The following is a 26,325-nucleotide window of genomic DNA, read 5'->3' as shown; positions in this document are numbered from 1 at the left end:
GCCCAAGGTGGCCCTCAATAGGGGAAAGCGCTATTTTGAAATGTCTCCGGCCTGACAATTCTGCGACAAAGTTTTTCGGGCGGGAGCGGCCTTCATCTTTCGTCGGATGGTGGCCGAAGCGATCTTGTTGCAGTGCAACAGAGAGATTGGGTGGCGGAACGGTGCGGCTGGCTTCGGGATCATGATTTCAGAGGATCAACTGAAGCGCGTCGCCGCATGGTCGCGCGAGCTCACGGAAGCGGAGATCGAGGTCGCTCGTGCCGGGATCACGGAACGGTCTTACGGCACCGGCGAGACGGTGTTTATGCGCGGCGATATGTTCGGCTATTGGGCGGGCATGGTGAGCGGCTTGGCGCGGATGGGCGGGGTCTCGCGTGACGGCAAGGAGACGAGCCTTGCGGGGCTCACGGCCGGGGCCTGGTTCGGCGAGGGCAGCGTGCTCAAGAACGAGCCGCGCCGCTACGACGTGGTCGCGCTGCGCAACAGCCGCATCGCGCTGATGGAGCGGAGCGCCTTCATGTGGCTGTTCGAGAACAGCGTCGGCTTCAACCGCTTCCTGGTGCGCCAGCTCAACGAGCGGCTCGGCCAGTTCATCGGCATGCTCGAGGTCAACCGCACGCTGGATGCCACCGCGCGCCTCGCGCGCAGCATCGCCTCGCTGTTCAACCCGATCCTCTATCCGGAATCGACCGCGCACCTGGAAATCACCCAGGAGGAGATCGGGGCGCTCTCCGGCATGTCCCGCCAGAACGCCAACCGCGCGCTGAACCGGCTGGAGAAGGAGGGGCTGCTGCGGCTCGAATATGGCGGCGTCACCATCCTCGATGTCGAGCGGCTGCGCGGGTACGGGGACTAAACACCTAGCGCGCGTTGGCGGGCGCGTGCACCGGCCAGAGGTCGGCGCGCCAGCGGATCGCGATCGCCAGCATCGCGATGAAGCCGGCGGCGGCGTAGAGCGAGCCCGTCGCGGAATAGCCGATGATGTCGATCAGGCTGCCGGCCGCCAGCAATCCGATCGGCAGGCCGTAGATCACCATCATGCGGACGCCCATGACGCGGCCGCGCAGATGCGCGCTCGCCGTCCGCATCAGGATCACGGCCGCCGAGATCATCGACATGCTCTGGGCGATGCCGGCGAGAACGAGGCAGGCCATTGCCACGGGCATGGTCCTGATCTCGACGAACACCAGCAGCATGGCGTACCAGGCCAGCGTCGCGCCGATGAGAAGCCGGGCAATGCGCAGTCCGCTGACCAGGCTGAGCGTGATCGAGCCGATCAGCGAGCCGACGGCGAAGCTCGCCGAGAGATAACCGAGGCCGGTCTGGTCGGTCTGGAAGATCTCCCGCGCGATGTAGGGCAATAATCCGCCGGTGAAGGGGAAGGCGGTGAGATTGGCCAGGAAGGCGACGCACAACGCCGCGCGCATTCCCGGGCCGTTCCAGGCGTAGACGATCCCTTCCTTCAGATCGCCCAGCAGTCTCGAAACGGCGTGGCTGTTGGCCGGAAGATCGCTCGTGATGACGGACCGTTTCGGCCGGGTCAGGCAGAGCATGAGCAGCGCGGCCACGAAGTAGAGGCAGGCGATCGCCACATAAACGAGGCCGATGCCGAGAACGGCGAACAGCCCGGCGCCCGTCAATGCTCCGGCGATGCGCGCGCTGTCCTGGGTCGTGCGCGCAACGCTGATGGCGCCTACCAGTTGCTCGGCCGGCATGATCTCGGCGAGCAACGCGCCCCGGACGCCGAGATCCGAGGGGCGGATCAGGCCCATGATTGCGACGATGATCATGACGCTCAGCGGCGACAAATGACCGCTCAGTGCCAGAACCATGATGGTCGACGAGAGCACCGTATAGGCAAGACGCATCACGACCAGGAGATCGCGATGACCCATGCGGTCGCCGATCATGCCGAACACCGGCGCGACCAGCGTCCCGACGAACTGGAGCGAGGCAAGCACGGTGAGCAGCAGCACAGAGCCGGTCTCGACCATGATGTACCAGCCGAGCACCAGCGTCTCGACCTCGAACGCCCAGGAGGTAAGCAGATCGGACGGCCACTGGAAGCGATAGTTGCGGATGCGGAATGGCGCGAGCGCCGAAGGCCGCGCGGCTGCGCTCACGACGCGATGACGCGTGTCACTGCGATTCCCTGCTCTTCTTATTTGTCATTTCTGTTCGGCAGCGTAGTACCGGAGATGCGCGTGTCAATTGACGCCATCGCATGCCGCCATGCTCGCCCGCGGCGTGCCAATGCGCCAGTGCATCCGCAGCATTGCCCAGTTGCTCGACCCGTTGCGGGGAGGGGTAGACCGGTCGCGCGCTTGCTCTTCTGGCTCGCCGAGGCCATTCTGGCCCACATCCTGGGCCCATTCGGTATGGCCCAGCAGATCGCGCCATCGCGGCTTCCGCGAGGTCTTGAGCCATGCAGTGCTCGGGTTGCGGTTTCGAGGTCCAGAGCGGCTTTGCCTTCTGCCCGAAGTGCGGCACGAAGCAACCGAACGCGTGCCCCGGCTGCGGCTTTCCATGCGCGCCGGATTTCGCCTATTGCCCGAAATGCGGCGTCCTCGTCTGTGAGGTCCCCGCAGCCAGCGGGCAGGGATCGGCGCGGACGAGCCCGACGGCGATTCCGATCCGGTCCTCCTCTCCGCCGCTCGTGCCGGCGGCCGAGGTCGAAGCCGCATTTCGACCTCGGTCGGATAAGATCGACAGCGAGGCGAACCGCCGCACCATCACCGTGCTGTTTGCCGACCTCAGCGGCTTCACTGCGATGAGCGAGCGGCTCGACCCCGAGGTCATGCAGGCGCTTCAAAACGAATTGTTCGAGGAGTTGACGGAAGCGGTGCAAGGCTTCGGCGGCTTCGTGGACAAGTTCATCGGTGATGCGCTGCTTGCTCTGTTTGGTGCGCCGGCGGCGCACGAGGACGATCCGGAGCGGGCGGTCCGCGCTGCCCTCGACATGATCGGCCGGACGGCGCGCCTCAGCGAGCGCGCGAAGGCGTATGCCGGCTCACCGCTGCTGCTCCATGTCGGCATCAACACCGGGCACGTCGTCGCGGGCGGGCTCGGTGTGGGCGCCGCCAAATCTTATTCGGTGACCGGCGACACGGTGAATACCGCCCAGCGACTGCAGTCGATGGCGGCTCCGGGCGAGGTGCTGGTCGGGCCGTTGACCCACCGTCTGACGCGGCATGCGTTCTCCTACGACTCGCTTGGCGAGGTCTCACTCAAGGGCAAGATGGGCAGCGTAGTGGTCCACCGTCTGAAGGAGCCGCTCGACACGCCCCGTGCGGCACGAGGCCTCGACACGCTGGGCCTCAATGCGCCGCTGATCGGGCGCGACGCCGAGCTTGCGCGCATGATCGGCAACCTTGATCGCGCGTGCGGCGGCGCGGCCCAACTGGTGCGACTGGTCGGTGAAGCCGGCATCGGGAAAACGCGCCTAGTCGGCGAATTCGCCACCCGCATCCGCGACGAGGATCGCTTCGCAGGCGTGGCAATCCGGCACGTGGCCTGCTCGCCGCTCGGCGAACAATCCTACGGCACGCTCGCCGCCGTGCTGCGTAGCGCCTATGGCATCGGGCAGAAGGCCGGTGCCCCAGAGGCGGAGACAAAGGTCGCCGAAGCGCTGTCGGAGCTCGGCCTCGCGACGGACGAGGCCGACCGCCTGATGCCGCTCTATCTGCACGTACTCGGCCTCGGCGACCCCAACGCCGCGCTCAGGCATGTCGAGCCCGAACAGCTCCGCCGTCAGATATTCTTCGCGATTCGCACCGTCTTCGAACGCCGCCTGGCGCTGTCACCGCTGCTGATCATCGTCGAGGATCTGCATTGGGCCGATGCGGTCTCTCTTGAAGCGTTGCGGTTCCTGATGGACCGACTGGAGCGGACGCGGCTGATGCTGCTGTTTACGCATCGGCCGATGCTGGAGCTGGACCAGTTCGGTTCGGCCAGGATCAGTCACACGACCCTTCGGCTGCCCCCGCTTGGCGAGGCTGACGGACAAGGGCTGCTTGCGGCCTATTTCGGTCACGGTTGGCGTGAACCGCCGGGACGTCTGTTCAGCCGGATCCTCGATCGCGCCGGCGGCAATCCGCTTTTCCTCGAGGAGATCATACGTGGCCTCATCGAAGCCGGCGCCCTGGAGCGCGACGGCGCGCAGTGGCGGATGAAGTCGGAGGAAGCCGCCGCCGATATCCCGGCAAGCATTCAGGCGTTGTTGCTGGCGCGCCTCGACCGGTTGCCGCATCAGGTGCGCCGCCTGGCACAGGAGGCCGCGGTGATCGGCCCGCGTTTTGATGCGGCCGTGCTCGGTGCGGCGGCGACCGAGCCGGCAAGGGTCGATGCCGGGCTCGAACTTCTGTGCGACGCGGAGATCGTCGAGGAGATCGCGGGCTCGAACTCGATTTCGCTGCGGACCTACCGCTTCACGCAAACCATGCTTCAGGACGTGATCTACCAAAATCTGCTTCTGCAGCGCCGGATCGAGCTTCATGGACGGATTGGTGCCGCGCTGGAGCGGCTCTATGGCAATGAGCCCGAGCGCCTCGAAGATCTCATACTGCTCGGACATCACTTCAGTCTGAGCGCGAGCAAGCCGAAAGGCGCGCGCTGTCTGCGCGCTGCCGGCGATCGCGCACGGGCCAGCTACGCCAATGACGATGCCCTTCGCTTCTACCAGCAGTCTCTCGCGGTGCTGTCGACCGGCAGCGGGCAGGAGCCGGAGCGCCTCGTCCTGTACGAGCGCATTGCCGACCTCTGTCGCGTAGCTGGCCGCCGAAGCACGGCCGAGGAGCACTATCAATGCGCGCTGGAGGGATACCGCACGGCGGCGGATCGCATCGGCGAAGCGCGAATTCTTCGCAAGCTCGGTCAATTGTTTTGGGACGCCGGCAAACGCATCAGGGCAGAGACGCACTATGCCGACGCGGCTGAGCTGCTTGGCGGGACCGACGCGCCGATCGAATGGGCGCACCTCTTGCAAGAGCGCGGTCGTCTCGCCTTTCGCGTGGGTGATCACGTCGCCGCCGCAAGATGGGCAGACGAGGCGCTCGGCTTTGCACGGTCCGTACCGCCGGACGCGGACGAGCGGGCCAGGATCGAGGCGGCCCGTGCCATTGCGGAGGCCCTCAACACCAAGGGGGTTGCGTTGGCGCGGCTGGGGCGACACCAGGAGGCGGTGTGCGAGGTGGAGCAGAGTGTCGCGGCGGCCGAAGCCGCCGGCCTCCTCAACGTCGTGTGTCGCGGCTACACCAACCTCGGCGTGCTCTACACGATCGTCGATCCGGCGCGCGCCATCGAGGTTTGCCGGCGCGGGCTCGATGTCGCGCATCGTATCGGCGATCTCGGCTTCATGGCGCGCCTCCTTGCCAATTTCGCCGTCGCCTGTTGCACATTCACGGACCGATGTACCGACGAGGGCGTGCCGGCTGCCGAAAAGGCGATCGAGATCGACCGCGCGCTCGACCAGCGCGAGCATCTCCCGGTACCCTTGATCGTGCTCGGGCAGATCCATCAATGCCATTTCCGGCCCGACCTGGCCGCGCGCTGCTACAACGAGGCGATCGAGGTGGCGAGCGAGACCGGGGAACCGCAGCAGCTCTTTCCGTGCTATGATGGTCTTGCGACCTTGAACCTTGATCGAGGCGACATGCCGGAGGCCGAGCGGTATTTCGCGCTGGCCCATGAAGTCTGTGACCGGCACGGGCTCGATCCCGCAGGGCTGATCGTACTGCCGTTTCTTGACTAGCCAATGTGAGGGAGTTCAACCATGTCAGAGCGTCATGTCGATGGACCGCTTCAACCGGGCGATCGTGCACCGAACGTCGTGCTGGATGCGATCACACGCGATGGAAAGATCGCGCTTCAGGATTTTCGCGGGCATAGTCCGATATTGATCGGCTTGTATCGCGGCCTGCACTGCCCGTTCTGCCGCCGCCATATCGCGGCGCAGGCGCAACTCGACGCGGCTCTGCGCGACAAGGGCGTCGAAAGTCTCACGGTGGTGAATACGCCGATCGAGCGCGCGCGGCTCTACTTCCGTTATCACCCTTTGCCCAATCTGCTCGCCGCGTCAGATCCCGAGCGGGTCTCGCACCGTGCGTTCGGCTTGCCCAATCTCGAGTTCACGGAGAAGGAAACCGACTGGCCGCGCAAGGTGGGCATGGATGTGGTCATGAGCATGCAAGTGGACATTCCCGGAGAATTGTCCGGGCCGATGAATCGTTTGGCGGCTGCCGAGCAGCTCAACAACAAGGATGGCTACGAGATGATGGAGGCCGATCAGCGCATGGCGGCAACCGGCCAGGGCCAGCTGTTCGGCCAGTTCCTGCTCGATCGGGAAGGGGTCGTACGCTGGACCTTTACCGAGGTTCCGGAAGGCGGCCAGCGCATGTTCGGGGCGCCGAGTCCTCAGGAGGTGATGTCGGCCGCCTCGCAGATGGCAAGCTAGGCATCGCCGCCTGGCTGGCGTGCAAATGCTGCGCCCAACGTGCCGCAATCTGCGGCTTCCTCTCCGCCGGCGTTGTCGCTGTTGCGGATATCGGTGGCCGCGTGAACTGCGCGTCAGTCTGAGGCGCAGCCATTCCTGTTCACGACGTTGCACTGACGGAGGCGCACAATGACCAACATCCAGGAGCGGCTCCTGGAAAGCAAGATGACCGAGATTGAGCAGGCCCGATCCTGGAGCCCACGCGTGATCTCGAAATTTGAGACGCTCATCAGGAGCGGTGACGATCTGTCCCTCTACCGGATCAATCCCCTGACGTTCGCGCGTGATCGCGGCATTGCCGAGGCGGATAGCATCGATCTGTTTTTGCATGCCACAAGAAACGGGTTGTTCGAGATGAGCTGGGACGTTGTTTGTCCCCAATCCGGCATGGTGCTCGACAGCTTTGGCGCTCTGCGCACCCTGAAGACCCATTACGTGTGCGGCCTGTGCGACGTCAGCGGTGACACCGACCTCGACGATTTCATTGAGGTTACGTTTACGGTCTCGCCGCAGCTCCGGCGGCTTCCATTTCACGATCCTCATTCCCTCTCGGTCGAGGATTTCCACTGGAAACTTCGTTTCTCGGGCGACGCGCGCATGCCCGGCCAGCCCATTCGATTTCTCGATTTCCTGCATGGATTGGTTCGCGGACTTGCGTTCTTGCCACCGGGCTCGACCACCACTCTTCGCGCCGATCTCGGTCCCGGTGCTCTGGCCGGCGTCAACATTCAAACGCAGGCTGCGTTCGCGGTCTCGGTCGCAGGCGAACCCGCAACCGCGCCGACCGTCTTGCGAGTTGGATATGATGGACGGCGCTTTTCGCCGTCGCTGTCCGTCGTTCCGCCTGGCCCGATTGTGATCGACGTGGAGAACTCCGGCGCAGTGCGTGGGTCATTACTCCTGATCAATTGGCCGCCCGAAGTTCTGGCTCAGACGACCAAGCCCGCGCTCGAGTTCGAACCGTATATGTCCGGCGGCATGTTACTCGCGCGGCAAACCTTCCGCCGCCTGTTCCGCTCGGAACGCGTCGATGAGCGGGAAGGGCTCGGCATCCGGCAGGTGACCTTGTTGTTCACGGATCTCAAGGGGTCGACCGCGATGTACGAGCGTCTCGGCGATCTGAACGCCTATGCCCTGGTCCGCGAGCATTTTGCCTTGCTGGGCGCGACCGTCCAGGAGCATTCCGGCGCCATCGTCAAGACGATCGGGGACGCCGTGATGGCGGTCTTCTCCCGTCCGACCGACGCGGTCTCGGCGGCGTTGCATATGCTCCGGGAAACAGAACGCTACAATGGCGAGCATGGTGAGCCGAGCATCATCCTGAAGATTGGAGCGCATTGTGGTCCGTCGATTGCCGTGACCCTCAACGAGAATCTGGACTACTTCGGGCAGACCGTGAATGTTGCGGCGCGCGTGCAATCGTTGGCCGATGCCGGCGAAATCTGTCTCTCGGAAGCGCTTTATTCCGCGCCGGGCGTCAGCGGTCTCCTCGCCGGTCACGCCATCGTTGAGTTTGATGCACCTCTCCGCGGCGTCGAAGGAAATGCATGCGTGTATCGTGTCGTGCGTAGATAGAATCCTGCTCCGGCATGCCCCTGCCGGAGACCTTCACTTCACCGGCACTTTCGGCTTCTTCTCCTCCAGCGCCAGGGCCATCGCCGAGATCAGCGGGCGCATGAAATAGTGATCTTCCGCCGGCGAGACGTCCGTGCGCAGGCCGTGCGCGGCGAGCTCTCCCGAGACTGCAGGGCCCACCGACGCGATCAGCGTCCGCTCCAGCCCTGCGCGCAACTTCGTCTCGCTGCCATGCGCCTTCGCAGCCTCGATCAGCCGGCGGACCTGGCCAAGATTGGTCAGCGCGATGGAATCGATCCGTCCCTCGGCCATGTCGTCGATGGCGGCGACGATGTTGGCATCCGCAGCCTTGGAATCGTAGGCATAAGGCAGCACGGTATCGACATCGGCGCCTTGCGCGGCAAGCGCGCCGGTCAGCGCGCTGTGATCCTTGTCCGGATATAGCTGAAGGCCGAGGCGTCGCCCCTTCAGGTCGAGCTTGCCCAGCATCTCGACCACGCCCTCGGTGGTCGGCTTCTCCGTGGTCTGCTGTGCCTCGAGGCCGACCTCGCGCAACGCCTTTCCGGGCTTCGGACCACGGGTGAATTTTCGCGCCTGGGCGAGAGCTGCCACGAGAGCCGCGTCGAGCCCGCGGGCGCGCGCGAGCTTCATGATCCGCCGCAGGCCTTCACCGGTCATCAGCACCAGATCGTCGAGGGGCTCGTCGATGGCGCGGCGGATCCAGGCCTCGACCGGGGCTGGGTCCGGCGCATCCTCGATGGTGAACATCGGGCATTGCACGACCTCGGCACCTTGCTCGGCCAAAAGCTTCGAGAACTGCGCCTCCTCGCGCGTTTCCAGGATCAGGATGCGGGTGCCGTTCAAGCGGTCGGCCATGGGTATGCTCCGGTGGTAAAACGCAATGCTCCGTTCATCCTGACTCCGCTGTCGGGATTGGCGCAAGGGCGGGGTCGGTGATAGAGCAGGGCGCAAATCGCGGGTCGTTCCGCAGTCGCTGCACAAACCTTCATCAAGAGCCATGCCCGATCATCAATATGTGCTGACCCTGTCCTGCCCGGATCGCCCCGGCATCGTTTCGGCGGTGTCGACCTTCCTGGCCCACAACGGACAGAACATTCTCGACGCCCAGCAGTTCGACGACGTCGAGACCAAGAAGTTCTTCATGCGCGTGGTGTTCACCGCCGCCGATCTGGCCGTGGAACTGTCGGCGCTCCAGACCGGCTTTGCCGCGATCGCCGAGCGTTTCGGCATGGAGTGGCAGATGCGCGACCGCGCCGCGCATCGCAAGGTGATGCTGCTGGTGTCGAAGTCCGACCACTGCCTGGTCGACATCCTCTACCGCTGGCGCACCGGCGAATTGCCGATGAATTTGGCCGCGATCGTCTCCAACCATCCGCGCGAGGTCTATGCCGGGCTCGATTTCGGCGGCATCCCGTTCCACTATCTGCCGGTCACCAAGGAGACCAAGAGCGAGCAGGAGGCGCAAATCCTCGATCTCGTCGCCAAGACCGGGACCGATCTCGTGGTGCTCGCCCGCTATATGCAGATCCTGTCGGATGACCTCTCGGCCAAGCTCTCCGGCCGCTGCATCAACATCCACCACTCGTTCCTGCCGGGCTTCAAGGGCGCAAAGCCCTATCACCAGGCTCATGAGCGCGGCGTCAAGCTGATCGGCGCGACCGCCCATTACGTCACGCGCGACCTCGACGAAGGCCCGATCATCGACCAGGACGTCGAGCGCATTAGCCACCGCGACACGCCGGAAGATCTCGTCCGCAAGGGCCGCGACATCGAGCGCCGCGTGCTGGCGCGCGCGATCCGCTACCATCTCAACGACCGCGTCATCCTCAACGGCCGCAAGACCGTGGTGTTCGTGGATTAGGGCGCCGTCATTCCGGGGCGCCTCGAAGAGGCGAACCCGGAATCTCGAGATTCCGGGTCTGGTCCTTCGGACCATCCCGGAATGACGATCGCTCTCTTACCGCACCGCGCCGCCCGACGTCGCGCCCTTCTGCGCCTGCTGTTCCTTCTCGCGATCCGCCGCCGGCTGCAGCCGCTTCTGCTCCCGTTCCTTCATCCATGCGTCGTATTGCGGCGTGCCGGGCCGCGGCGGTGCGTCGGCAGGCAGGCCGCCGGCCCATTGCGGGACATAGTCGCCCATGCCGGCGGAGAGCTTTTCGTTGACGGTGCCGCAGCCGCACAGCCCCGCGGCGAGCGCAACGAGGGTGAGGACGGAGCGGAAGGACTTGAGCATTGTGCGCGCGCGAATTCAGTCGGGTTGGACGCCAGGTCAGCCCGGCATCGGAAGAGTAGCCTTCAACAAGGTAAAATAGACTTATTCGAGATAGGTAACTAGATACCTATCCCTGCTGGGCCGCAAACTGTGCGGTGTCTGAATTCTGCAAAGAAAGACGAAATCCTCCATCCACGCGGCCGGTCGCGCTTCTAGACTGCGGCAACGGGCTCGCGACAAACTGCCTTGGTCGGCGGAGGGGGTTTTTCGTTGACAGGTCCATTTTATTTGTACAATCGTACAAATAGGAGCGGCCAAGATCGGGGGCCTCGGGTTACCCCGACGTAACCACGGCACCGCTTCCCGCCGTCGGCAATCGGAACGCGCGGCTTGCGCCGAATGGTCGCCAAACGTCCGATTGACAATGAGGGCGCGAAAGACGCCATGTGACGCGACATCGCGCACGCGTGAGCTAAGGTTGAGCCAAGGACCGGGCACTCGGTCCGGCGCACAAGAGGTCAGGAATGAAGGGGAGGGACATCTGATGTTCGAACGCAAGATTTTTTCTCGTAAGGTCTCTTGGACCGCAGCAGCGGCCGCCATCGCCGGCCTCGCGGCCGTCGCGCCGGTCAAGGCCGAGGACACGGTCAAGGTCGGCCTGATCCTGCCGATGACCGGCGGCCAGGCCTCGACCGGCAAGCAGATCGAGAACGCGATCAAGCTCTACATGCAGCAGAAGGGCGACACCGTCGCCGGCAAGAAGGTCGAGATCATCCTCAAGGACGACGGCGCGGTGCCGGACAAAACCAAGACGGCCGCGCAGGAGCTGATCGTCAACGACAAGGTCAATTTCATCGCCGGCTTCGGTGTCACGCCGGCCGCGCTGGCCGCGGCGCCGCTCGCGACGCAGGCCAAGATCCCGGAAGTCGTGATGGCGGCCGGCACCTCCATCATCACCGAGCGCTCGCCCTATATCGTGCGCACCAGCTTCACGCTGGCGCAGTCCTCCACTATCATCGCCGACTGGGCGGTGAAGAACGGCATCAAGAAGGTGGCGACGCTCACCTCCGACTACGCGCCCGGCAATGACGCGCTGAACTTCTTCAAGCAGAATTTCACCGCCGGCGGCGGTGAGGTGGTGGAAGAGGTCAAGACGCCGCTCGCAAATCCGGATTTCGCGCCGTTCCTCCAGCGCATGAAGGACGCGAAGCCCGACGCGATCTTCGTGTTCGTGCCGGCCGGCCAGGGCGGCAACTTCATGAAGCAATATGCCGAGCGTGGCCTCGACAAGGCCGGCATCAAGGTGATCGGACCCGGCGACGTCACCGACGACGACCTTCTCAACAACATGGGCGACGCCGTGCTCGGCACGGTCACCGCGCATCTGTATTCCGCGGCGCATCCTTCGCAGATGAACAAGGATTTCGTCGCGGCCTACAAGAAGGCCTTCGGCAACCGTCCGGGCTTCATGGCCGTGAGCGGCTATGACGGCATCCACCTCATCTACGAGGCGCTGAAGAAGACCAATGGCGACACCGACGGCACCAAGCTGATCGAAGCCATGAAGGGCCAGAAGTGGGAAAGCCCGCGTGGTCCGATCTCGATCGACCCCGAGACGCGCGACATCGTGCAGAACATCTACATCCGCAAGGTCGAGAAGGTCGACGGCGAGCTCTACAATGTCGAGTTCGCGACCTTCGAAGCCGTCAAGGATCTCGGCAAGACGAAGAAGTGACGCGCAAAAGCGCGTCATCCCGGGGCGCGCATTAGCGCGAACCCGGGATCTCGAAATTGTTGAAACGAGATTCCGGGTTCAGCGCGTGCGCTGCCCCGGAATGACCGGCGATTACCAGGGTTCAGCCGCTACCGATGACCGCAATCCTCACCAACCTGTTCGATGGCGTTGCCTACGGCATGCTGCTGTTCGTGCTTGCCTGCGGGCTCGCGGTCACGCTCGGCCTGATGAACTTCGTCAACCTCGCCCACGGCGCCTTCGCCATGGCCGGCGGCTATGTCTGCATGGTGCTGGTCAACCGGATGGGCTGGCCGTTTTTCGCCGCGCTGCCGCTCGCTTTCGTTTCCTCCGCCGCGATCGGCATCGCGCTCGAGCGCACGCTCTATCGCCATCTCTATACGCGCAGCCATCTCGACCAGGTGCTGTTCACGATCGGCCTCACGTTCATGTCGGTCGCCGCCGTCGACTACATCCAGGGCTCGTCGCGAGTCTTCATCAACCTCCCGGCGGCGCTCCAGGGCCAGTTCGACGTGTTCGGCGTCGGCATCGGCCGCTACCGGCTGATGATCATCGTGATCTGCGGCCTGCTCACCATCGCTCTCCAGATGGTGCTGGCCAAGACCCGTTTCGGCAGCCGGCTGCGCGCCGCGGTCGATGATCCCCGCGCCGCCAGCGGCCTCGGCATCAATGTCCCACAGGTGTTCGCCTTCACCTTTGCCTTCGGTTGCGGGCTTGCCGGTCTCGGCGGCGCGCTGAGCGCCGAGATCCTCGGCCTCGATCCGTATTTCCCGCTGAAGTTCATGATCTACTTCCTGATCGTGGTCACCGTCGGCGGCTCTTCCTCCATTACCGGGCCGTTCCTGGCCTCGCTCCTGCTCGGCATCGGCGACGTCGCCGGCAAATATTACGTGCCGAAGATGGGACCCTTCGTGATCTACACCATGATGATCGTGATCCTGATCTGGCGCCCGAACGGCCTGTTCGGCCGCACGGCCGCGCGTTGAGTTTGCCGATGAACGCTTCCTCCGACGTCGGTTATCACGCCCAGCGCCAGGCGCGCTGGCATTACGGCGAAGTCGCCTTCTGGCTCATCGTGCTGGCCTGCGGCTTTGTATTTCCCACGCGCTATCTGATCATGACCGACATCCTGCGGCTGGCGCTGTTCGCGATGTCGCTCGATCTCATCCTCGGCTATGCCGGCATCGTCTCACTCGGGCATGCCGCCTTCTTCGGCGTCGGCGCCTATGCCGCGGGGCTTCTTGCACTGCATGGGATTATCAACGAGCCCGTGCTCGCGCTGATCGTCGCAGGGCTTGCCGCGATGGTGCTGGGTTTTGCCACCAGCTTCCTGGTGATCCGCGGCGTCGACCTGACCCGGCTGATGGTCACGCTTGGCATCGCGCTGCTGCTCGAGGCGCTTGCCGAACGTTTTTCTAACATCACCGGCGGCACCGACGGCCTTCAGGGCATCGAGATGCAGCCGATCTTCGGCGAGATCCCGTTCGACATGTTCGGCAAGACCGGCTTCTTCTACTCGCTGGCCGTGCTGTTCCTGTTGTTCCTGTTTGCCCGCCGCGTCGTGCACTCGCCGTTTGGTCTGTCGCTGCGCGCGATCAAGAACAATCCGTTGCGCGCGGCCGCGATCGGCATCCCCGTCAACCGCCGCCTGATCGCGATCTACACGCTCGCGGCGTTCTATGCCGGCATCGCGGGCGCGCTGTTCACCCAGACCACGGCGATCGCTTCCCTCGACGTGTTCGCCTTCGAGCGTTCGGCCGATCTGATGCTGGTGCTCGTCATCGGCGGCACCGGCTATCTCTATGGCGGGCTGGTCGGCGCAGTGATCTTCCGCATGCTCCAGGAAGTCTTTTCGACGATCACTCCGCAATACTGGCAGTTCTGGATCGGCCTCGTGCTGGTCGTGATCGTGCTGGTCGGCCGCCAGCGCCTGCATCGCTGGGTGTTGTACGTGCCGAACCTCGTGATCAAACAGGTTGCCGGACGCAAGGCCGTCGTCGCCGTGCCGGAGAGCGACGCATGACCATCGCGCTCGAAACCCAGAATCTCGAAAAAACCTTCGGCGGCCTGCGCGTCACGCGCGACCTGTCGCTCAAGATCGAGCAGGGCGCTCGCCATGCGCTGATCGGCCCCAACGGCGCCGGCAAGACCACGGTGATCAACCAACTCACCGGCGTGCTGAAGCCGAATTCCGGCCGCATCCTGCTCGAAGGCCAGGACATCACGGATCTGCCCGTGCACAAGCGTGTGCTGCGCGGCCTGTCGCGCACCTTCCAGATCAATCAGCTCTATCCCGACCTGACCCCGCTCGAGACCATCGGTCTTGCGGTCTCCGAGCGCCTTGGCCACGGCGGCGACTGGTGGCGGCGAATGGGGACGCGCAGCGACGTCAACGGCGAGATTGCGGACCTGCTGACCCGCTTCCATCTGCTCGACGTCATGAACGAACAGACCGTGACGCTGCCCTACGGCAAGCAACGCCTGCTCGAGATCGCGGTCGCGATCGCCGCCAAGCCGCGCGTGCTGCTGCTCGATGAGCCCGCCGCCGGCGTGCCCGAGAGCGAACGCCACGACATTCTCGCCGTCGTAGGTAGCCTGCCGCGCGACGTCACGGTGCTCCTGATCGAGCACGACATGGATCTCGTCTTTTCCTTCGCCGACCGCATCTCCGTGCTGGTCTCGGGTGCGCTGCTTACCGAAGGCCCGCCCGACCAGGTGGCACGCGACCCGCAGGTCAAGGCCGTCTATCTCGGCGAGGAGGCGGTCAATGTCTGACCTGCTCGCAATCGACGCCCTTCGCGCCGGCTATGGCGAGGCGGTGGTGCTGCCCAACATGTCGCTGCGCCTCGCCGAGGGGCAGGTGCTGGCGCTGTTGGGTCGCAACGGCACCGGCAAGACCACGCTGATCAACTCCATCGTCGGCGTCACCCGCCGCTTCTCCGGCTCGGTCGCGCTCGCCGGCACGGATGTCACTTCGCTTCGGCCCGACCAGCGGGCACGCGCCGGCATTGGCTGGGTGCCGCAGGAGCGCAACATCTTCCGCTCGCTCACAGTCGAAGAAAACATGACCGCGGTGGCGCAGCCCGGCGCTTGGACTGTCGAGAAGGTCTACGAGATGTTCCCGCGGCTGAAAGAACGGCGGACCAATTTCGGCAACCAGCTCTCCGGGGGCGAGCAGCAGATGCTGGCGATCGGCCGCGCGCTGACCCTCAATCCGAAAGTCCTGCTGCTGGACGAGCCGACCGAGGGCCTTGCCCCCATCATCGTCGAGGAGCTTCTGAAGGCGATCGGGGCCATCACCCGGGCCGGCGGCATCTGCTCGATCATCGTCGAGCAGAATGCCCAAAAGATTCTGGGGCTCGCCGACCGCGTTGTGATATTGGAGCGCGGAACGATCGTCCACGACGCCCCGAGCGCCGCGCTGAAGGCCGACCCCTCGGTCCTGGAGCGCCACCTCGGTGTCGCAGGGGCGGCGGCCCACTAAAATATCTTGGGAGTCGAAAATGCAGCGAACCAAAGCCCCCTTCCGCGCCGACGAGGTCGGCAGCCTTCTGCGCCCCGCCAAGATCAAGGAAGCCCGCGCAAAGCTCGAGAAGGGTGAGATCTCGGCCGACGATCTGCGCAAGATCGAGGACATGGAGATCGAGAAGGTCGTGCACAAGCAGGCCTCGGTCGGCTTGAAGCTCGCGACCGACGGCGAATTCCGCCGCTCCTGGTGGCATTTCGACTTCCTGGCCAAGCTCACCGGCTGCGAAATGTTTCACCCGGACACGGGCATCCAGTTCGCAGGCGTCGAGACGCGGCATGACGCGGTCCGCGTGATCGGCAAGCTCGATTTCCCCGACGACCATCCGATGCTGGATCACTTCCGCTTCCTGAAGAAGTGTGCGGACCAGGCCCACGTCACCGCCAAGATGACGATCCCGTCGCCCGCGGTGCTGCACTTCCGCGGCGGCCGCAAGGCGATCTCCAAGGACGTCTATCCCGATCTGGACGCGTTCTACGAGGATCTCGGCAAGACCTACCGCAAGGCGGTGAAGGCGTTCTATGACGCCGGCTGCCGCTATCTCCAGTTCGACGACACCGTCTGGGCCTATCTTTGCTCGCAGGAAGAGCTCCAGAAGGCGCGCGAGCGCGGCGACAATCCCGACGGTCTCCAGCAGATCTACGCCCGCGTCATCAACTACGCGCTGGCGGAGAAGCCCGCCGACATGGTGGTGACGACGCATGTCTGCCGCGGCAATTTCCGCTCGACCTGGATTTCTTCGGGCGGCTACGAGCCGGTGGCCGAGACCATGCTCGCCGGCACCAATTACGACGGCTACTTCCTCGAATACGACAGCGACCGCGCCGGCGGCTTCGAGCCGCTGCGCTTCCTGCCCAAGGGCAACAAGGTCGTCGTGGTCGGCGTCATCACCTCGAAGTTCGGCGAGCTCGAGAAGAAGGACGACATCAAGCGTCGTCTCGAAGAGGCCGCCAAATTCGCGCCGCTGGAGCAACTTGCGCTGTCCCCGCAGTGCGGCTTTGCCTCGACCGAAGAAGGCAACATCCTCTCCGAGGAAGAGCAGTGGGCCAAGCTGAGCCTCGCGGTGGAGATCGCGAAGGAAGTGTGGGGTAACTGAGCCTCGCATTGTCCGTCACGTGAGTGGCGGCGAGGTCTCTCCACACTCTCACTGTCATTCCCCGCGAAAGCGGGGAATCCAGTACGCCGCGGCTTCTCCGCACCTCTCGCTGTCTCTGGAATACTGGATCGCCCGGTCGAGCCGGGCGATGACAGTTGAGTGTTGGGCGAGGTCGTAGCCCGCGTGAGCGAAGCGGCATGCGGGATCGGTCGAACCCCGGATATCGCTTCGCTCATCCGGGCTACGGCGTCCTGGATGGGACGCCCTCACTTCGCCGCCAGATACACCTCGCCGAGCAGCGACGAGTTCGACCACGGCACCTGCTTGTTTTTCGTGCTCGAGACCACCTCGGCCCGCACCCGCGTCAGCATCTGCTGCACCTCCAGCCCCGGCGTTCCGAGATGGCGGGAGAGGGCGGCGGAGAACGGCGAGTTGACGCGTTCGCCGTCGAGCGCGACCTGGCCCGGCGCGGTGGCGAACGCGATCAGCGTGCCCGCGCCTAACGTTGCACCGGCGCCGAGGCTCGTTGGAGCTGCGAGGCCCGAGGCGCCTTCGATGGCACGACTGCTGCCGGTGGACGCCACCTGTTGTGCCATCGGGTTGTTGCGGCAGGCATCGAAGATCAGAATGTTGGTGCGGACCTGGTCGTCGAGGCCGGCCATGATCGTGTCCATGTCGATCATCGCCTCCGTCATGCTGCTGCCAGCCTTCAGCTCGACGTCGATGGGAATGAGATAATTGCGGCCGTCGACCTGCACGCCGTGGCCGGCATAGTAGACCACGGCGACTTGCGCCCGCGCCGCCTCGCGCAGGAAATCGCGCGTCACCTTCTGCATCGCGGCGCGGTCGAGATCGACGCCTTCAGACACCGTGAAGCCGATGTCGCGCAAACTCTTCGCGACGGCGCGCGCGTCGTTGGCGGGATTGGGCAGTGCCTTGACGTGCGCATAGGCGCCGTTGCCGATCACCAGTGCCAGGCGCTTGCCGAGCACGACCGGGGCAGGCGAGGGCGCCGGCGCCGCGCCCGTCTGCTGCGGGGCCGGTTGCGGCGCCGGTGACGGCGCATCGCGCGGGATGGGTGCGAGCGCATCCGTCACCAGCGACAACCGCACTTTTGCGGTCGCCTGATTGGCCTTGCTGCCGGCATCGGAAGCCACGATCGCCAGCGTCGCCTTGTAGTCGTCGCGCGCATTGGCGTAGTCGCCCTTGGCCTCGTAGGCCAGCGCGCGATGGATATAACCGGAGATCAGCACGCTGTTCGGCGGCGTCATGATGTTGACGGGCCGCTTCTCTTTCGCGAGCCGGATCGCCTCGCTGCCGTCGGCAATGGCGCGATCAAGATCGCCCCTGACGCGCCAGATCGCGGTGCGGTTGATCAGCGGCTGCGGCAACGCCGGGTCGAGCCGGATCGCCTGGTTGATGTCCGACAGCGCGCCGTCGAGGTCGCCGAGCGCTTCCTTCGCGATGCCGCGGTTCTGGAAGGAGAACGTCGATTTCGGCTCGAGCTTGATCGTAACATCGTAGTCGGCGATCGCCTTGGCGTAGTCGCCCTTGCCGCGCCAGGCATTGCCGCGATTGTGGAAGATGGTGCCGCTGGGCGGGCCGAGCTTCAGCGCATCGTCGAAATCGGCGATCGCGATGTCGTAGTCGCCCTTGTCGTAATAGGCCGATCCCCTGAGATTGTAGACCGCCTGGCTCGGCTGGAGCCGGATCGCCTCGGTGGCATCGGTGATGACCTTCGAATAGTCGCCCTTCTTGTTCCAGCCGACCGCGCGCCAGAAATAGATGGTCGCGAGCTGCTCACCTCTAAACACCTTCAGCGCGACGATCTTGTTGCAGGCGTCGATCATCTGGTCCGCCGGCGTGGTGTCGGTGGTGCAGAGCGGCCCGAGCTGGCTGCGCGCCTGCGCGAAGGCGGGCGTGGCCCACAGGGTTGCGGCGAGCAGGCAGAACGCGACGAGCGGGCGGCGCATGACGGTGGTCCCTTGAGGAGAAGCGCTTGTTTGTTGCCCGGCAGTGCGCCGGGGTTCACGCTCGCGTCATCGGCGAGGCGTAAAGCAGGGTATTCCCTCAGTGGGCAGATTTTGCTAGGGAAACCTAGCCCAACGTTTCTGCCCACCGCATTCCCACCGATGAAAAACGACGAAATCCTGAGCCAAATCACCGAGTTCTGCCGCAAGGCGGACATGGCGGAATCGACGTTCGGCCGGCGCGCGGTGAACGATGGGAAGCTGGTGCATCGGCTGCGCGAGGGAAAGCGCATCACCATCGATACGCTGGAGCGGATCCAGGCCTATATCGCCGCGTCGACGACCGGCGGCCTGCCGCCGCCGCGGGGCCTTCAGGTGCCCCCCGAGAAGCGCGATCCGCGCGGCAATTTCCGCTTCTTTGAGAACCGGCAGAAATACCTGCTGTTCGTCCATACCTGCAGCGAGAAGCGGGTGGTCGCCGAGCGCGTCGCGCTCGAGCTCTCCAGCATCCATCCGCGCCCGCCGGCGCTGCGCATATTCGACGCCGGCGTCGGCGACGGCACGGTGCTGGCGCGGGTGCTGCGCGCGACCCACCAGCGCTACCCGCACATGCCGTTCTATGTGGCCGGCAAGGAGCTCAGTCTCGAGGATCTGCGCCTGACGCTGGAGAAGGTGCCGGACCGCATTTTCGAGCATCCGGCGTCGGTGTTCGTCTTCACCAACATGTTCTATTCAGAGGCGCCCTGGCTTACGCCGGCGTCGCCTGCGGCGGCGGCTGCGACCGTCTGGCACGAGGTTCCGCTACGGGGCGCCTCGTCGGGAGAATTCGAGCAGCAGATCGCCGAGTTGCGGCCGTTCCTGGAGCAGAACTGGCGCGCCGCGATCAGCCCACGCACGGCTATGCCGCTGTACGAGCGGCCCGTCGTCCTCGTGCTCTATCGCGAGGACCACCGGTTCCTGCTGGATTCGACCATCCCGCGGCCGGGCCAGACCGAGGCCAATTTCGACCTGGTCATTGCATCCCAGCCCTATCGCGCCCTGTCCTCGGTCAATTTCCGGGCCAAGCGGATCATCGCGCCCCTGGCGCGGGCGCTTCGGCCGGGCGGGCGGCTGATCGGAATCCACTCCCACGGCCAGGATCCGGGCATGGAAATGATCCAGGCGATCTGGCCGGGAGAAAATCCTTTCTCGGTCAGCCGGCATGAGCTATTGCGCGCGGTGAAGTATGAACTTGGGTCGTTGGGCCGGGACCTAAATTTTAATGCTTACGCGGATAACCGTTCGATCTTCAGGTATGATATGGAAGCGCTGCCCAACGAGGTCACAGGTACCATCGGAACCTCGACGGCCTTTGCAGCGTGGAATGCGGCGGTGTATGTCGCTCAGATCGAGGACGATCGTTTGACGGAAATGACTCAAAACGGCCGCACTCTGGATGCCGCCAGGGATGTGCTGCGAAAGTACAACGGGCTCTGGTTTCTCGACGAATCCTACGTCATCTCGCGACGGCGTGATTGACATCATCCGAAGGTAAACATCGCAAACGCCCGCCAGCTTAGCGGCGGAACAAGGGGTTACTGATGCGCGCGTCCTATCTCTTCACCAGCGAATCCGTGTCCGAGGGCCATCCCGACAAGGTCTGCGACCGGATTTCCGATGAAATCGTCGATCTGTTCTACCGCGAAGGGCCCAAGGCCGGCATCGATCCGTGGCAGATCCGCGCCGCCTGCGAGACGCTCGCGACCACCAACAAGGTCGTGATCGCCGGCGAGACCCGCGGGCCGAAGTCTGTGACCAACGAGCAGATCGAGAGCGTCGTGCGCGCCGCGATCAAGGACATCGGTTACGAGCAGGACGGCTTCCACTGGGAGAAGGCCGACATCGAGATCCTGCTGCACCCGCAGTCGGCCGACATCGCGCAGGGCGTCGACGCGCTGCAGCCGGGCGAGGTCAAGGAAGAGGGCGCGGGCGACCAGGGCATCATGTTCGGTTACGCCACCAACGAGACGCCCGACCTGATGCCGGCGCCGATCTTCTACGCCCACAAGATCCTGCGCCTCATCTCCGAAGCGCGCCACTCGGGCCGCGAGAAGGTGCTGGGTCCGGACTCCAAGAGCCAGGTCACCGTGCAGTACGAGAACGGCAAGCCGGTCGGCGTGCGCGAGATCGTGGTGTCGCACCAACATCTGGTCGAGGACATCTCCTCCAAGCAGATCCGCGACATCGTCGAGCCCTATGTGCGCGAGGCGCTGCCGAAGGACTGGATCACGCCGAAGACCATCTGGCACATCAACCCGACCGGCAAGTTCTACATCGGCGGTCCCGACGGCGATTCCGGCCTGACCGGCCGCAAGATCATCGTCGACACCTACGGCGGCGCGGCCCCACACGGCGGCGGCGCGTTCTCCGGCAAGGATCCGACCAAGGTCGATCGCTCCGCGGCTTACGCGGCGCGCTATGTCGCCAAGAACATCGTCGCGGCCGGTCTCGCCGATCGCTGCACCCTCCAACTCGCCTACGCCATCGGCGTGGCGCGTCCGCTGTCGATCTACATCGACACCCACGGCACCGGTAAGGTGTCGGAGGACCAGCTCGAGAAGGCCGCCGCCAAGGCGATGGATCTCACCCCGCGCGGCATCCGCAGCCATCTCGACCTCAACCGCCCGATCTACGCGCGGACCTCGGCCTACGGCCATTTCGGCCGCACCCCCGACAACGAGGGCGGCTTCTCCTGGGAGAAGACCGATCTCGTCGAAGCGCTCAAGCGCGCGGTCTAACTGCCAAAATCATTTCGGGGCGCCGCGAGAGCGGCGACCCCGGGATCCCTGATCCATCATGTCGAGATTCCGGGTTCGCCTCGTCGAGGCGCCCGGAATGACCAATTCAACAACAGGACCTCCGCTATGAATGCGAAGCCCGGCTTCACCGACTACATCGTCAAGGACATTTCGCTCGCCGATTTCGGCCGCAAGGAGCTCTCGCTCGCCGAGACCGAGATGCCCGGCCTGATGGCCACCCGCGAAGAGTTTGGCCCGAAGCAGCCGCTGAAGGGCGCGCGCATCGCAGGCTCGCTGCACATGACGATTCAGACCGGCGTGCTGATCGAGACGCTGGCAGCTCTCGGCGCCGACATTCGCTGGGTCTCCTGCAACATCTATTCGACGCAGGATCACGCTGCGGCGGCGATCGCCGCCGCCGGCATTCCGGTGTTCGCGGTCAAGGGCGAGAGCCTGACCGAATACTGGGACTACACCGCCAAGCTGTTCGACTGGCACGGTGGCGGTCACCCGAACATGATCCTCGATGACGGCGGCGACGCCACCATGTACGTCCATCTCGGTCTGCGCGCCGAGAACGGCGACGCCGCTTTCCTCGACAAGCCCGGCTCCGAGGAAGAGGAAGTCTTCTTCGCGCTCCTGAAGAAGCAGCTCAAGGAGAAGCCGAAGGGCTACTTCGCCGAGATCGCCAAGAGCATCAAGGGCGTCTCCGAAGAGACCACCACGGGCGTGCATCGTCTCTATGACATGCAGAAGGCCGGCACGCTGCTGTGGCCGGCGATCAACGTCAACGACAGCGTCACCAAGTCGAAGTTCGACAACCTCTATGGCTGCCGAGAATCGCTGGTCGACGGCATCCGCCGCGGCACCGACGTGATGATGTCGGGCAAGGTCGCGATGGTCGCGGGCTTCGGCGATGTCGGCAAGGGCTCGGCCGCCTCGCTGCGCCAAGCCGGCTGCCGCGTGATGGTGTCGGAAGTCGATCCGATCTGCGCGCTCCAGGCCGCGATGGAAGGCTACGAGGTCGTGACCATGGAAGACGCCGCCCCGCGCGCCGACATCTTCGTCACCGCGACCGGCAACAAGGACATCATCACGATCGAGCACATGCGCGCGATGAAGGATCGCGCCATCGTCTGCAACATCGGCCACTTCGACAACGAGATCCAGATCGCGGGTCTGCGTAACCTGAAGTGGACCAACATCAAGCCGCAGGTCGACGAGATCGAATTCCCCGACAAGCACCGCATCATCATGCTGTCGGAGGGCCGCCTCGTGAACCTCGGCAACGCGATGGGCCATCCGTCCTTCGTGATGTCGGCCTCCTTCACCAACCAGACGCTGGCGCAGATCGAGCTTTTCGCCAACAACAAGGACGGCAAGTACAAGAAGGAAGTCTACGTGCTGCCGAAGTCGCTCGACGAGAAGGTCGCGCGCCTGCACCTCGCCAAGATCGGCGTCAAGCTGACCGAACTGCGCAAGGACCAGGCCGACTATATCGGCGTGAAGCAGGAAGGCCCGTACAAGTCGGACCATTACCGGTACTGAGATCGCTTACAGTTGCGACACAAAGGCCCCGGAGCGATCCGGGGCTTTTTTTGTTGGTTCCCTCCGTGGTACGCTCGGAGGTAGAGCCAGAACAAGCCCGCCACTTCTGAAGCGGGTGGCCGCGTTTCCCACGTTCATTGTCAAATGCATATGGAGGGAATGCGATGTCCAGCGAAGCCAACGTTCAGTTGCTCAAGGAAGCCTATCGTCGGTGGAACGACAGCAAGGGCGGCAGCGTCGACTATTGGTTCGACAGCGTCATCGGCCCGCAGATCAAATTTGACTCGCTTCCGCAGGGGGCTCCGGCGGTGCCCTTTGCCAAGTGTTATGACGACCGCGTCCAGCTGCGTGGCTATTTCGAGGGTCTGCTGGCTGACTGGAGCATGCTGCACTACACCATCAATGAATACGTCGCGCAGGGCGACGCTGTTTTCGCGCGCGGCTCAACTGCCTGGACCAATAAGAGGACCGGGAAGGTCGCTGAGACCCCGAAGGTCGATTTCTGGCGCTTCAAGGACGGCAAGGCAGTCGAATTCTACGAGTATTTCGACACCGCCCTTGTCTACGGCGCTGCCACCGCCTGACGGTTGCAATTCGGCACGGCGTCGCCCATCCTGTGGCGGGGAGAAACGCTATGGCCGAAGCCAAAGAACATTTCGACGTGCTGATCGTCGGTGCCGGCCTGTCCGGCATCGGCGCGGGCTATCATCTGCAGAGCAAGTGCCCGGGCAAGAGCTACGTCATCCTGGAGGGACGCGACTGCATCGGCGGCACCTGGGACCTGTTTCGCTATCCCGGCATCCGCTCCGACAGCGACATGTTCACGCTCGGCTATTCGTTCAAGCCGTGGACCGACCCGAAGGCGATCGCGGACGGGCCGCAGATCCTGAATTATGTGCGCGAGACCGCCACCGAGAACGGCATCGAGAAGCACATCCGCTTCCGCCATCGCGTCAAGCGCGCGGCGTGGTCGACGCCGGATGCACGCTGGACCGTCGAGGTCGAACGCATCTCGGGTGAGCGCGCGACTGAGGTCGTGCGCTTCACCTGCAATTTCCTGTTCATGTGCTCGGGCTATTACAAATACGAGGCGGGCTACACGCCGGAATTTTCGGGCGTTGCGGATTTCGCCGGCCGCATCGTGCATCCGCAGAAATGGACCGAGGACATCGACTATGTGGGAAAACGCGTCGTCGTGATCGGCTCGGGCGCAACCGCGGTGACGCTGGTACCGGAGCTTGCCAAGAAGGCGGCGCAGGTCACCATGCTCCAGCGTTCGCCGACCTACGTGGTGTCGCGTCCGGCGCAGGATCCCGTCGCCAACAAGCTGCGCCGCAATCTGCCGACGCGGCTTGCCTATCATGTCATCCGCTGGCGCAATGTGATGTGGGGGATGTTCTTCTTCCAGCTCAGCCGCCGCCGTCCTGCGAAGGTGAAGGAGCTGGTGCTCAAGGGCGTGCAGATGGCGCTCGGCCCCGACTACGACGTCGCGACCCATTTCACGCCGCGCTACAATCCCTGGGACCAGCGGCTGTGCCTCGTGCCTGACGGCGATCTGTTCAAGGCGATCCGCGAGCAGCGTGCGTCCGTCGTCACCAGCGAGATCGACACCTTTACCCGCGACGGCATCCGCCTGAAGGACGGTAGCGAGCTTGCGGCCGACATCATCGTGACGGCGACGGGCCTTGTGCTCCAGGTCGTCGGCGGTCTCGACGTCAGCGTCGACGGCCGCGCCGTCGACTTTGCCAACACGCTGACCTACAAGGGCATGATGTATGCGGACGTGCCGAACATGGCGTCGGCCTTCGGCTACACCAACGCGTCGTGGACGCTGAAATGCGATCTCACCTGCGAATATGTCTGCCGGCTCATCAACTACATGGACCGGCACAATTTCCGTCAGTGCATGCCGCACAATGACGACCCTGAAATCACCGCGCAGCCGTCGCTCGATTTCACCTCGGGCTATGTCCAGCGCTCGGTCGCCAAGATGCCGAAGCAGGGCTCGAAGCAGCCGTGGCGGCTGTACCAGAACTACGCGCTCGACATTGTCTCCTTGCGCTTCGGCCGGATCGACGACGGCGTGATGCGGTATTCCTGACCGCGCCGCCGCCGCCCGCTTCTATGCCTTGCGCGTGGTGAGCGCGAGGCCAAGATCGATTGCAAGCGCGAGCACCACGGCGCCGCCGCCAAGTCCGAACAGGACCAGATAATCGCCGCCGGTCTGCGCGTAGATCCAGGAGAAGCCGTAAGCCGCGGCCGCCTGGAATAGCGCGAAGCTGGTCGTGGCGTGGCTCCATGTGGCGCGTTGCTGCTCGGTCGAATGCGGCACGAGCTCGTGAATGCGTCCGAGCACCAGCGGCACGATGCCGGGCGTGAAGCCGCCGACCACGACACTCGATACGATCAGCGAGAGCGGTGCCGTGCTGACAGTGGGCAACAGCACCGCGGCCGCCTCGATCAGGAACGCCGCGCGCAGCGCAGGGCCGAAACCCGAACGATCGCCGAGATGACCGGTCACGAGCGGCCCGACGATCGCGCCGAGGCCGTACAGCACCCAGTAGCGCGATCCCGCGGCAATGCCCTGGCCGAGACCGCGCGCGACGAAATCGACGATGAAGACCATGTGCGGCACCAGGGCCACCGCGTTGAGGCCGTACTGGACCAGCAGGGCGCGAACGGCGGGCGAAGCACGGCGGTGCTTCGCGTGATCCGCATGCGCGGCACCATCCTTGGTGTCCGCGGGCCAGTTCCACCAGTTCGCGAGCGTGAGCACCGCGGAGAGCACGCCGAGGCCATACCAGCTCTGCTGCAAGCCCTGTTGAAGGAGCAGCGGCACCAGCGTGCCCGATGCGGCGACGCCGAGGCCGACGCCGGCAAAGATTACGCCGCCGACGATGCCGCGCCTCGCGGCTGAGACGTGCGGCAGGATGACGGAGGCCGCCAGCACCATGATGATTCCGCCGGTGAGGCCCGACAGAAAGCGCCAGGCGAAAAACCAGGTGAATGACACCGGGGTGGAACTCGCGAAGAACGAGAGGGTGGCGAGCAGCATCATCGCGCGCAACGCGTGAACCGCGCCGATACGGGTGGCCAAGGCGCGTGCCGCGAGCGCGCCGGCGAGGTAACCCGCGAGGTTGGCCGCGCCGAGATAAACGGCGTCGGATGCGCTGAACCATTTTGCGGCGATCAGCGCCGGGATCAGCGGCGTGTAGGAAAAGCGGGCGAGGCCAAGTCCGACCAGTGATGCGGACAATCCCGCCACGGCGTATCGCCAGGTGGTTCGCGACGTCGATTCCGGCTGCGGGTGCAGCCGGGTCTCCATATGTTGCTTCGTATTTGCGTTGGTCATCTCAT

At 64.5% G+C, this 26,325-nt stretch carries 21 protein-coding genes; 16 read left to right on the top strand and 5 right to left on the bottom strand.

Annotation, left to right across the window (positions count from 1 at the left end; translation table 11 throughout):
* Nucleotides 1-181: 181 nt before the first annotated feature.
* Nucleotides 182-856: a Crp/Fnr family transcriptional regulator gene (locus NLM25_RS30540; RefSeq protein ID WP_254121404.1), complete on the top strand. Its 675-nt coding sequence runs from the start codon at nt 182-184 to the stop codon at nt 854-856.
* A gap of 4 nt (nt 857-860) precedes the next feature.
* Here the strand turns inward: NLM25_RS30540 and NLM25_RS30535 are convergent, their stop codons facing one another.
* Nucleotides 861-2,123, bottom strand: coding sequence for an MFS transporter (locus NLM25_RS30535; RefSeq protein WP_254139456.1), 1,263 nt, complete (start codon nt 2,121-2,123; stop codon nt 861-863).
* Between the two features lie 302 nt (nt 2,124-2,425).
* Between NLM25_RS30535 and NLM25_RS30530 the strand changes: the two genes are divergently transcribed.
* The 3 genes from NLM25_RS30530 to NLM25_RS30520 all read left to right on the top strand — a co-directional run bounded on the left by NLM25_RS30530 (nt 2,426) and on the right by NLM25_RS30520 (nt 8,065).
* Nucleotides 2,426-5,749 carry an adenylate/guanylate cyclase domain-containing protein gene (locus NLM25_RS30530; RefSeq protein WP_254139455.1) on the top strand — a complete coding sequence of 1,108 codons (3,324 nt, stop codon included), beginning with the start codon at nt 2,426-2,428 and terminating at the stop codon, nt 5,747-5,749.
* Nucleotides 5,750-5,770: 21 nt separating this feature from the next.
* Nucleotides 5,771-6,451, top strand: a complete 681-nt coding sequence (locus tag NLM25_RS30525) for a redoxin domain-containing protein (protein WP_254139454.1) — start codon at nt 5,771-5,773, stop codon at nt 6,449-6,451.
* 168 nt (nt 6,452-6,619) lie between these two features.
* Entirely contained in the window at nt 6,620-8,065 is a 1,446-nt protein-coding gene (locus NLM25_RS30520; protein ID WP_254139453.1) for an adenylate/guanylate cyclase domain-containing protein, read from the top strand.
* Between the two features lie 33 nt (nt 8,066-8,098).
* Here the strand turns inward: NLM25_RS30520 and NLM25_RS30515 are convergent, their stop codons facing one another.
* Entirely contained in the window at nt 8,099-8,941 is an 843-nt protein-coding gene (locus tag NLM25_RS30515) for a uroporphyrinogen-III synthase (RefSeq protein ID WP_254121399.1), read from the bottom strand.
* A 142-nt stretch (nt 8,942-9,083) separates the two neighbouring features.
* Between NLM25_RS30515 and purU the strand changes: the two genes are divergently transcribed.
* On the top strand, nt 9,084-9,947 hold the full coding sequence (purU, locus tag NLM25_RS30510) for a formyltetrahydrofolate deformylase (protein WP_254139452.1): 864 nt from the start codon (nt 9,084-9,086) through the stop codon (nt 9,945-9,947).
* A gap of 96 nt (nt 9,948-10,043) precedes the next feature.
* Here the strand turns inward: purU and NLM25_RS30505 are convergent, their stop codons facing one another.
* Entirely contained in the window at nt 10,044-10,319 is a 276-nt protein-coding gene (locus NLM25_RS30505) for a hypothetical protein (protein WP_254121397.1), read from the bottom strand.
* Nucleotides 10,320-10,842: 523 nt separating this feature from the next.
* Between NLM25_RS30505 and NLM25_RS30500 the strand changes: the two genes are divergently transcribed.
* The 6 genes from NLM25_RS30500 (at nt 10,843) to NLM25_RS30475 (ending at nt 16,673) form a co-directional block, all read left to right on the top strand.
* Nucleotides 10,843-12,033 carry an ABC transporter substrate-binding protein gene (locus NLM25_RS30500; protein ID WP_254121396.1) on the top strand — a complete coding sequence of 397 codons (1,191 nt, stop codon included), beginning with the start codon at nt 10,843-10,845 and terminating at the stop codon, nt 12,031-12,033.
* Nucleotides 12,034-12,167: 134 nt separating this feature from the next.
* Nucleotides 12,168-13,037 (top strand): branched-chain amino acid ABC transporter permease, encoded by an 870-nt coding sequence (locus NLM25_RS30495; RefSeq protein WP_254139451.1) that lies wholly within the window; start codon nt 12,168-12,170, stop codon nt 13,035-13,037.
* Between the two features lie 8 nt (nt 13,038-13,045).
* Nucleotides 13,046-14,074: a branched-chain amino acid ABC transporter permease gene (locus NLM25_RS30490; protein ID WP_254139450.1), complete on the top strand. Its 1,029-nt coding sequence runs from the start codon at nt 13,046-13,048 to the stop codon at nt 14,072-14,074.
* A complete protein-coding gene (locus NLM25_RS30485; RefSeq protein WP_254121394.1) occupies nt 14,071-14,826 on the top strand; it encodes an ABC transporter ATP-binding protein in 756 nt (251 codons plus the stop codon). Before NLM25_RS30490 ends, NLM25_RS30485 begins: the two co-directional genes overlap by 4 nt.
* Complete coding sequence (locus NLM25_RS30480; protein ID WP_254139449.1) at nt 14,819-15,535, top strand: ABC transporter ATP-binding protein; 717 nt, start codon at nt 14,819-14,821, stop codon at nt 15,533-15,535. Before NLM25_RS30485 ends, NLM25_RS30480 begins: the two co-directional genes overlap by 8 nt.
* Before the next feature lie 19 nt (nt 15,536-15,554).
* On the top strand, nt 15,555-16,673 hold the full coding sequence (locus tag NLM25_RS30475; RefSeq protein ID WP_254139448.1) for a cobalamin-independent methionine synthase II family protein: 1,119 nt from the start codon (nt 15,555-15,557) through the stop codon (nt 16,671-16,673).
* Between the two features lie 266 nt (nt 16,674-16,939).
* Here NLM25_RS30475 and NLM25_RS30470 read toward each other — a convergent pair whose 3' ends face one another.
* Nucleotides 16,940-18,646 carry a caspase family protein gene (locus NLM25_RS30470; protein ID WP_254139447.1) on the bottom strand — a complete coding sequence of 569 codons (1,707 nt, stop codon included), beginning with the start codon at nt 18,644-18,646 and terminating at the stop codon, nt 16,940-16,942.
* 159 nt (nt 18,647-18,805) lie between these two features.
* On the opposite strand from NLM25_RS30470, the gene NLM25_RS30465 reads away from it, so the two are divergent.
* From NLM25_RS30465 to NLM25_RS30445, 5 genes are all read left to right on the top strand, one after another.
* Nucleotides 18,806-20,161, top strand: a complete 1,356-nt coding sequence (locus tag NLM25_RS30465; protein WP_254141292.1) for a hypothetical protein — start codon at nt 18,806-18,808, stop codon at nt 20,159-20,161.
* A 62-nt stretch (nt 20,162-20,223) separates the two neighbouring features.
* The gene (metK, locus tag NLM25_RS30460) at nt 20,224-21,420 is read left to right on the top strand and encodes a methionine adenosyltransferase (protein ID WP_014493886.1); all 1,197 of its coding nucleotides are present in this window, start codon (nt 20,224-20,226) and stop codon (nt 21,418-21,420) included.
* Between the two features lie 126 nt (nt 21,421-21,546).
* Nucleotides 21,547-22,968 (top strand): adenosylhomocysteinase, encoded by a 1,422-nt coding sequence (gene ahcY / locus NLM25_RS30455; RefSeq protein WP_254121390.1) that lies wholly within the window; start codon nt 21,547-21,549, stop codon nt 22,966-22,968.
* 164 nt (nt 22,969-23,132) lie between these two features.
* Nucleotides 23,133-23,552 carry a nuclear transport factor 2 family protein gene (locus NLM25_RS30450; protein ID WP_254121389.1) on the top strand — a complete coding sequence of 140 codons (420 nt, stop codon included), beginning with the start codon at nt 23,133-23,135 and terminating at the stop codon, nt 23,550-23,552.
* 50 nt (nt 23,553-23,602) lie between these two features.
* Nucleotides 23,603-25,069: an NAD(P)/FAD-dependent oxidoreductase gene (locus tag NLM25_RS30445; protein ID WP_254139446.1), complete on the top strand. Its 1,467-nt coding sequence runs from the start codon at nt 23,603-23,605 to the stop codon at nt 25,067-25,069.
* 21 nt (nt 25,070-25,090) lie between these two features.
* On the opposite strand, the gene NLM25_RS30440 is transcribed toward NLM25_RS30445, so the two are convergent.
* Nucleotides 25,091-26,320, bottom strand: coding sequence for a YbfB/YjiJ family MFS transporter (locus NLM25_RS30440; RefSeq protein ID WP_254139445.1), 1,230 nt, complete (start codon nt 26,318-26,320; stop codon nt 25,091-25,093).
* Nucleotides 26,321-26,325 lie beyond the last annotated feature (5 nt).

Source organism: Bradyrhizobium sp. CCGB01, assembly GCF_024199795.1.
Lineage (GTDB): Bacteria > Pseudomonadota > Alphaproteobacteria > Rhizobiales > Xanthobacteraceae > Bradyrhizobium.
Note: the sequence above shows the minus strand (reverse complement) of the source record. Positions and strands in the feature narration are given on the sequence as shown.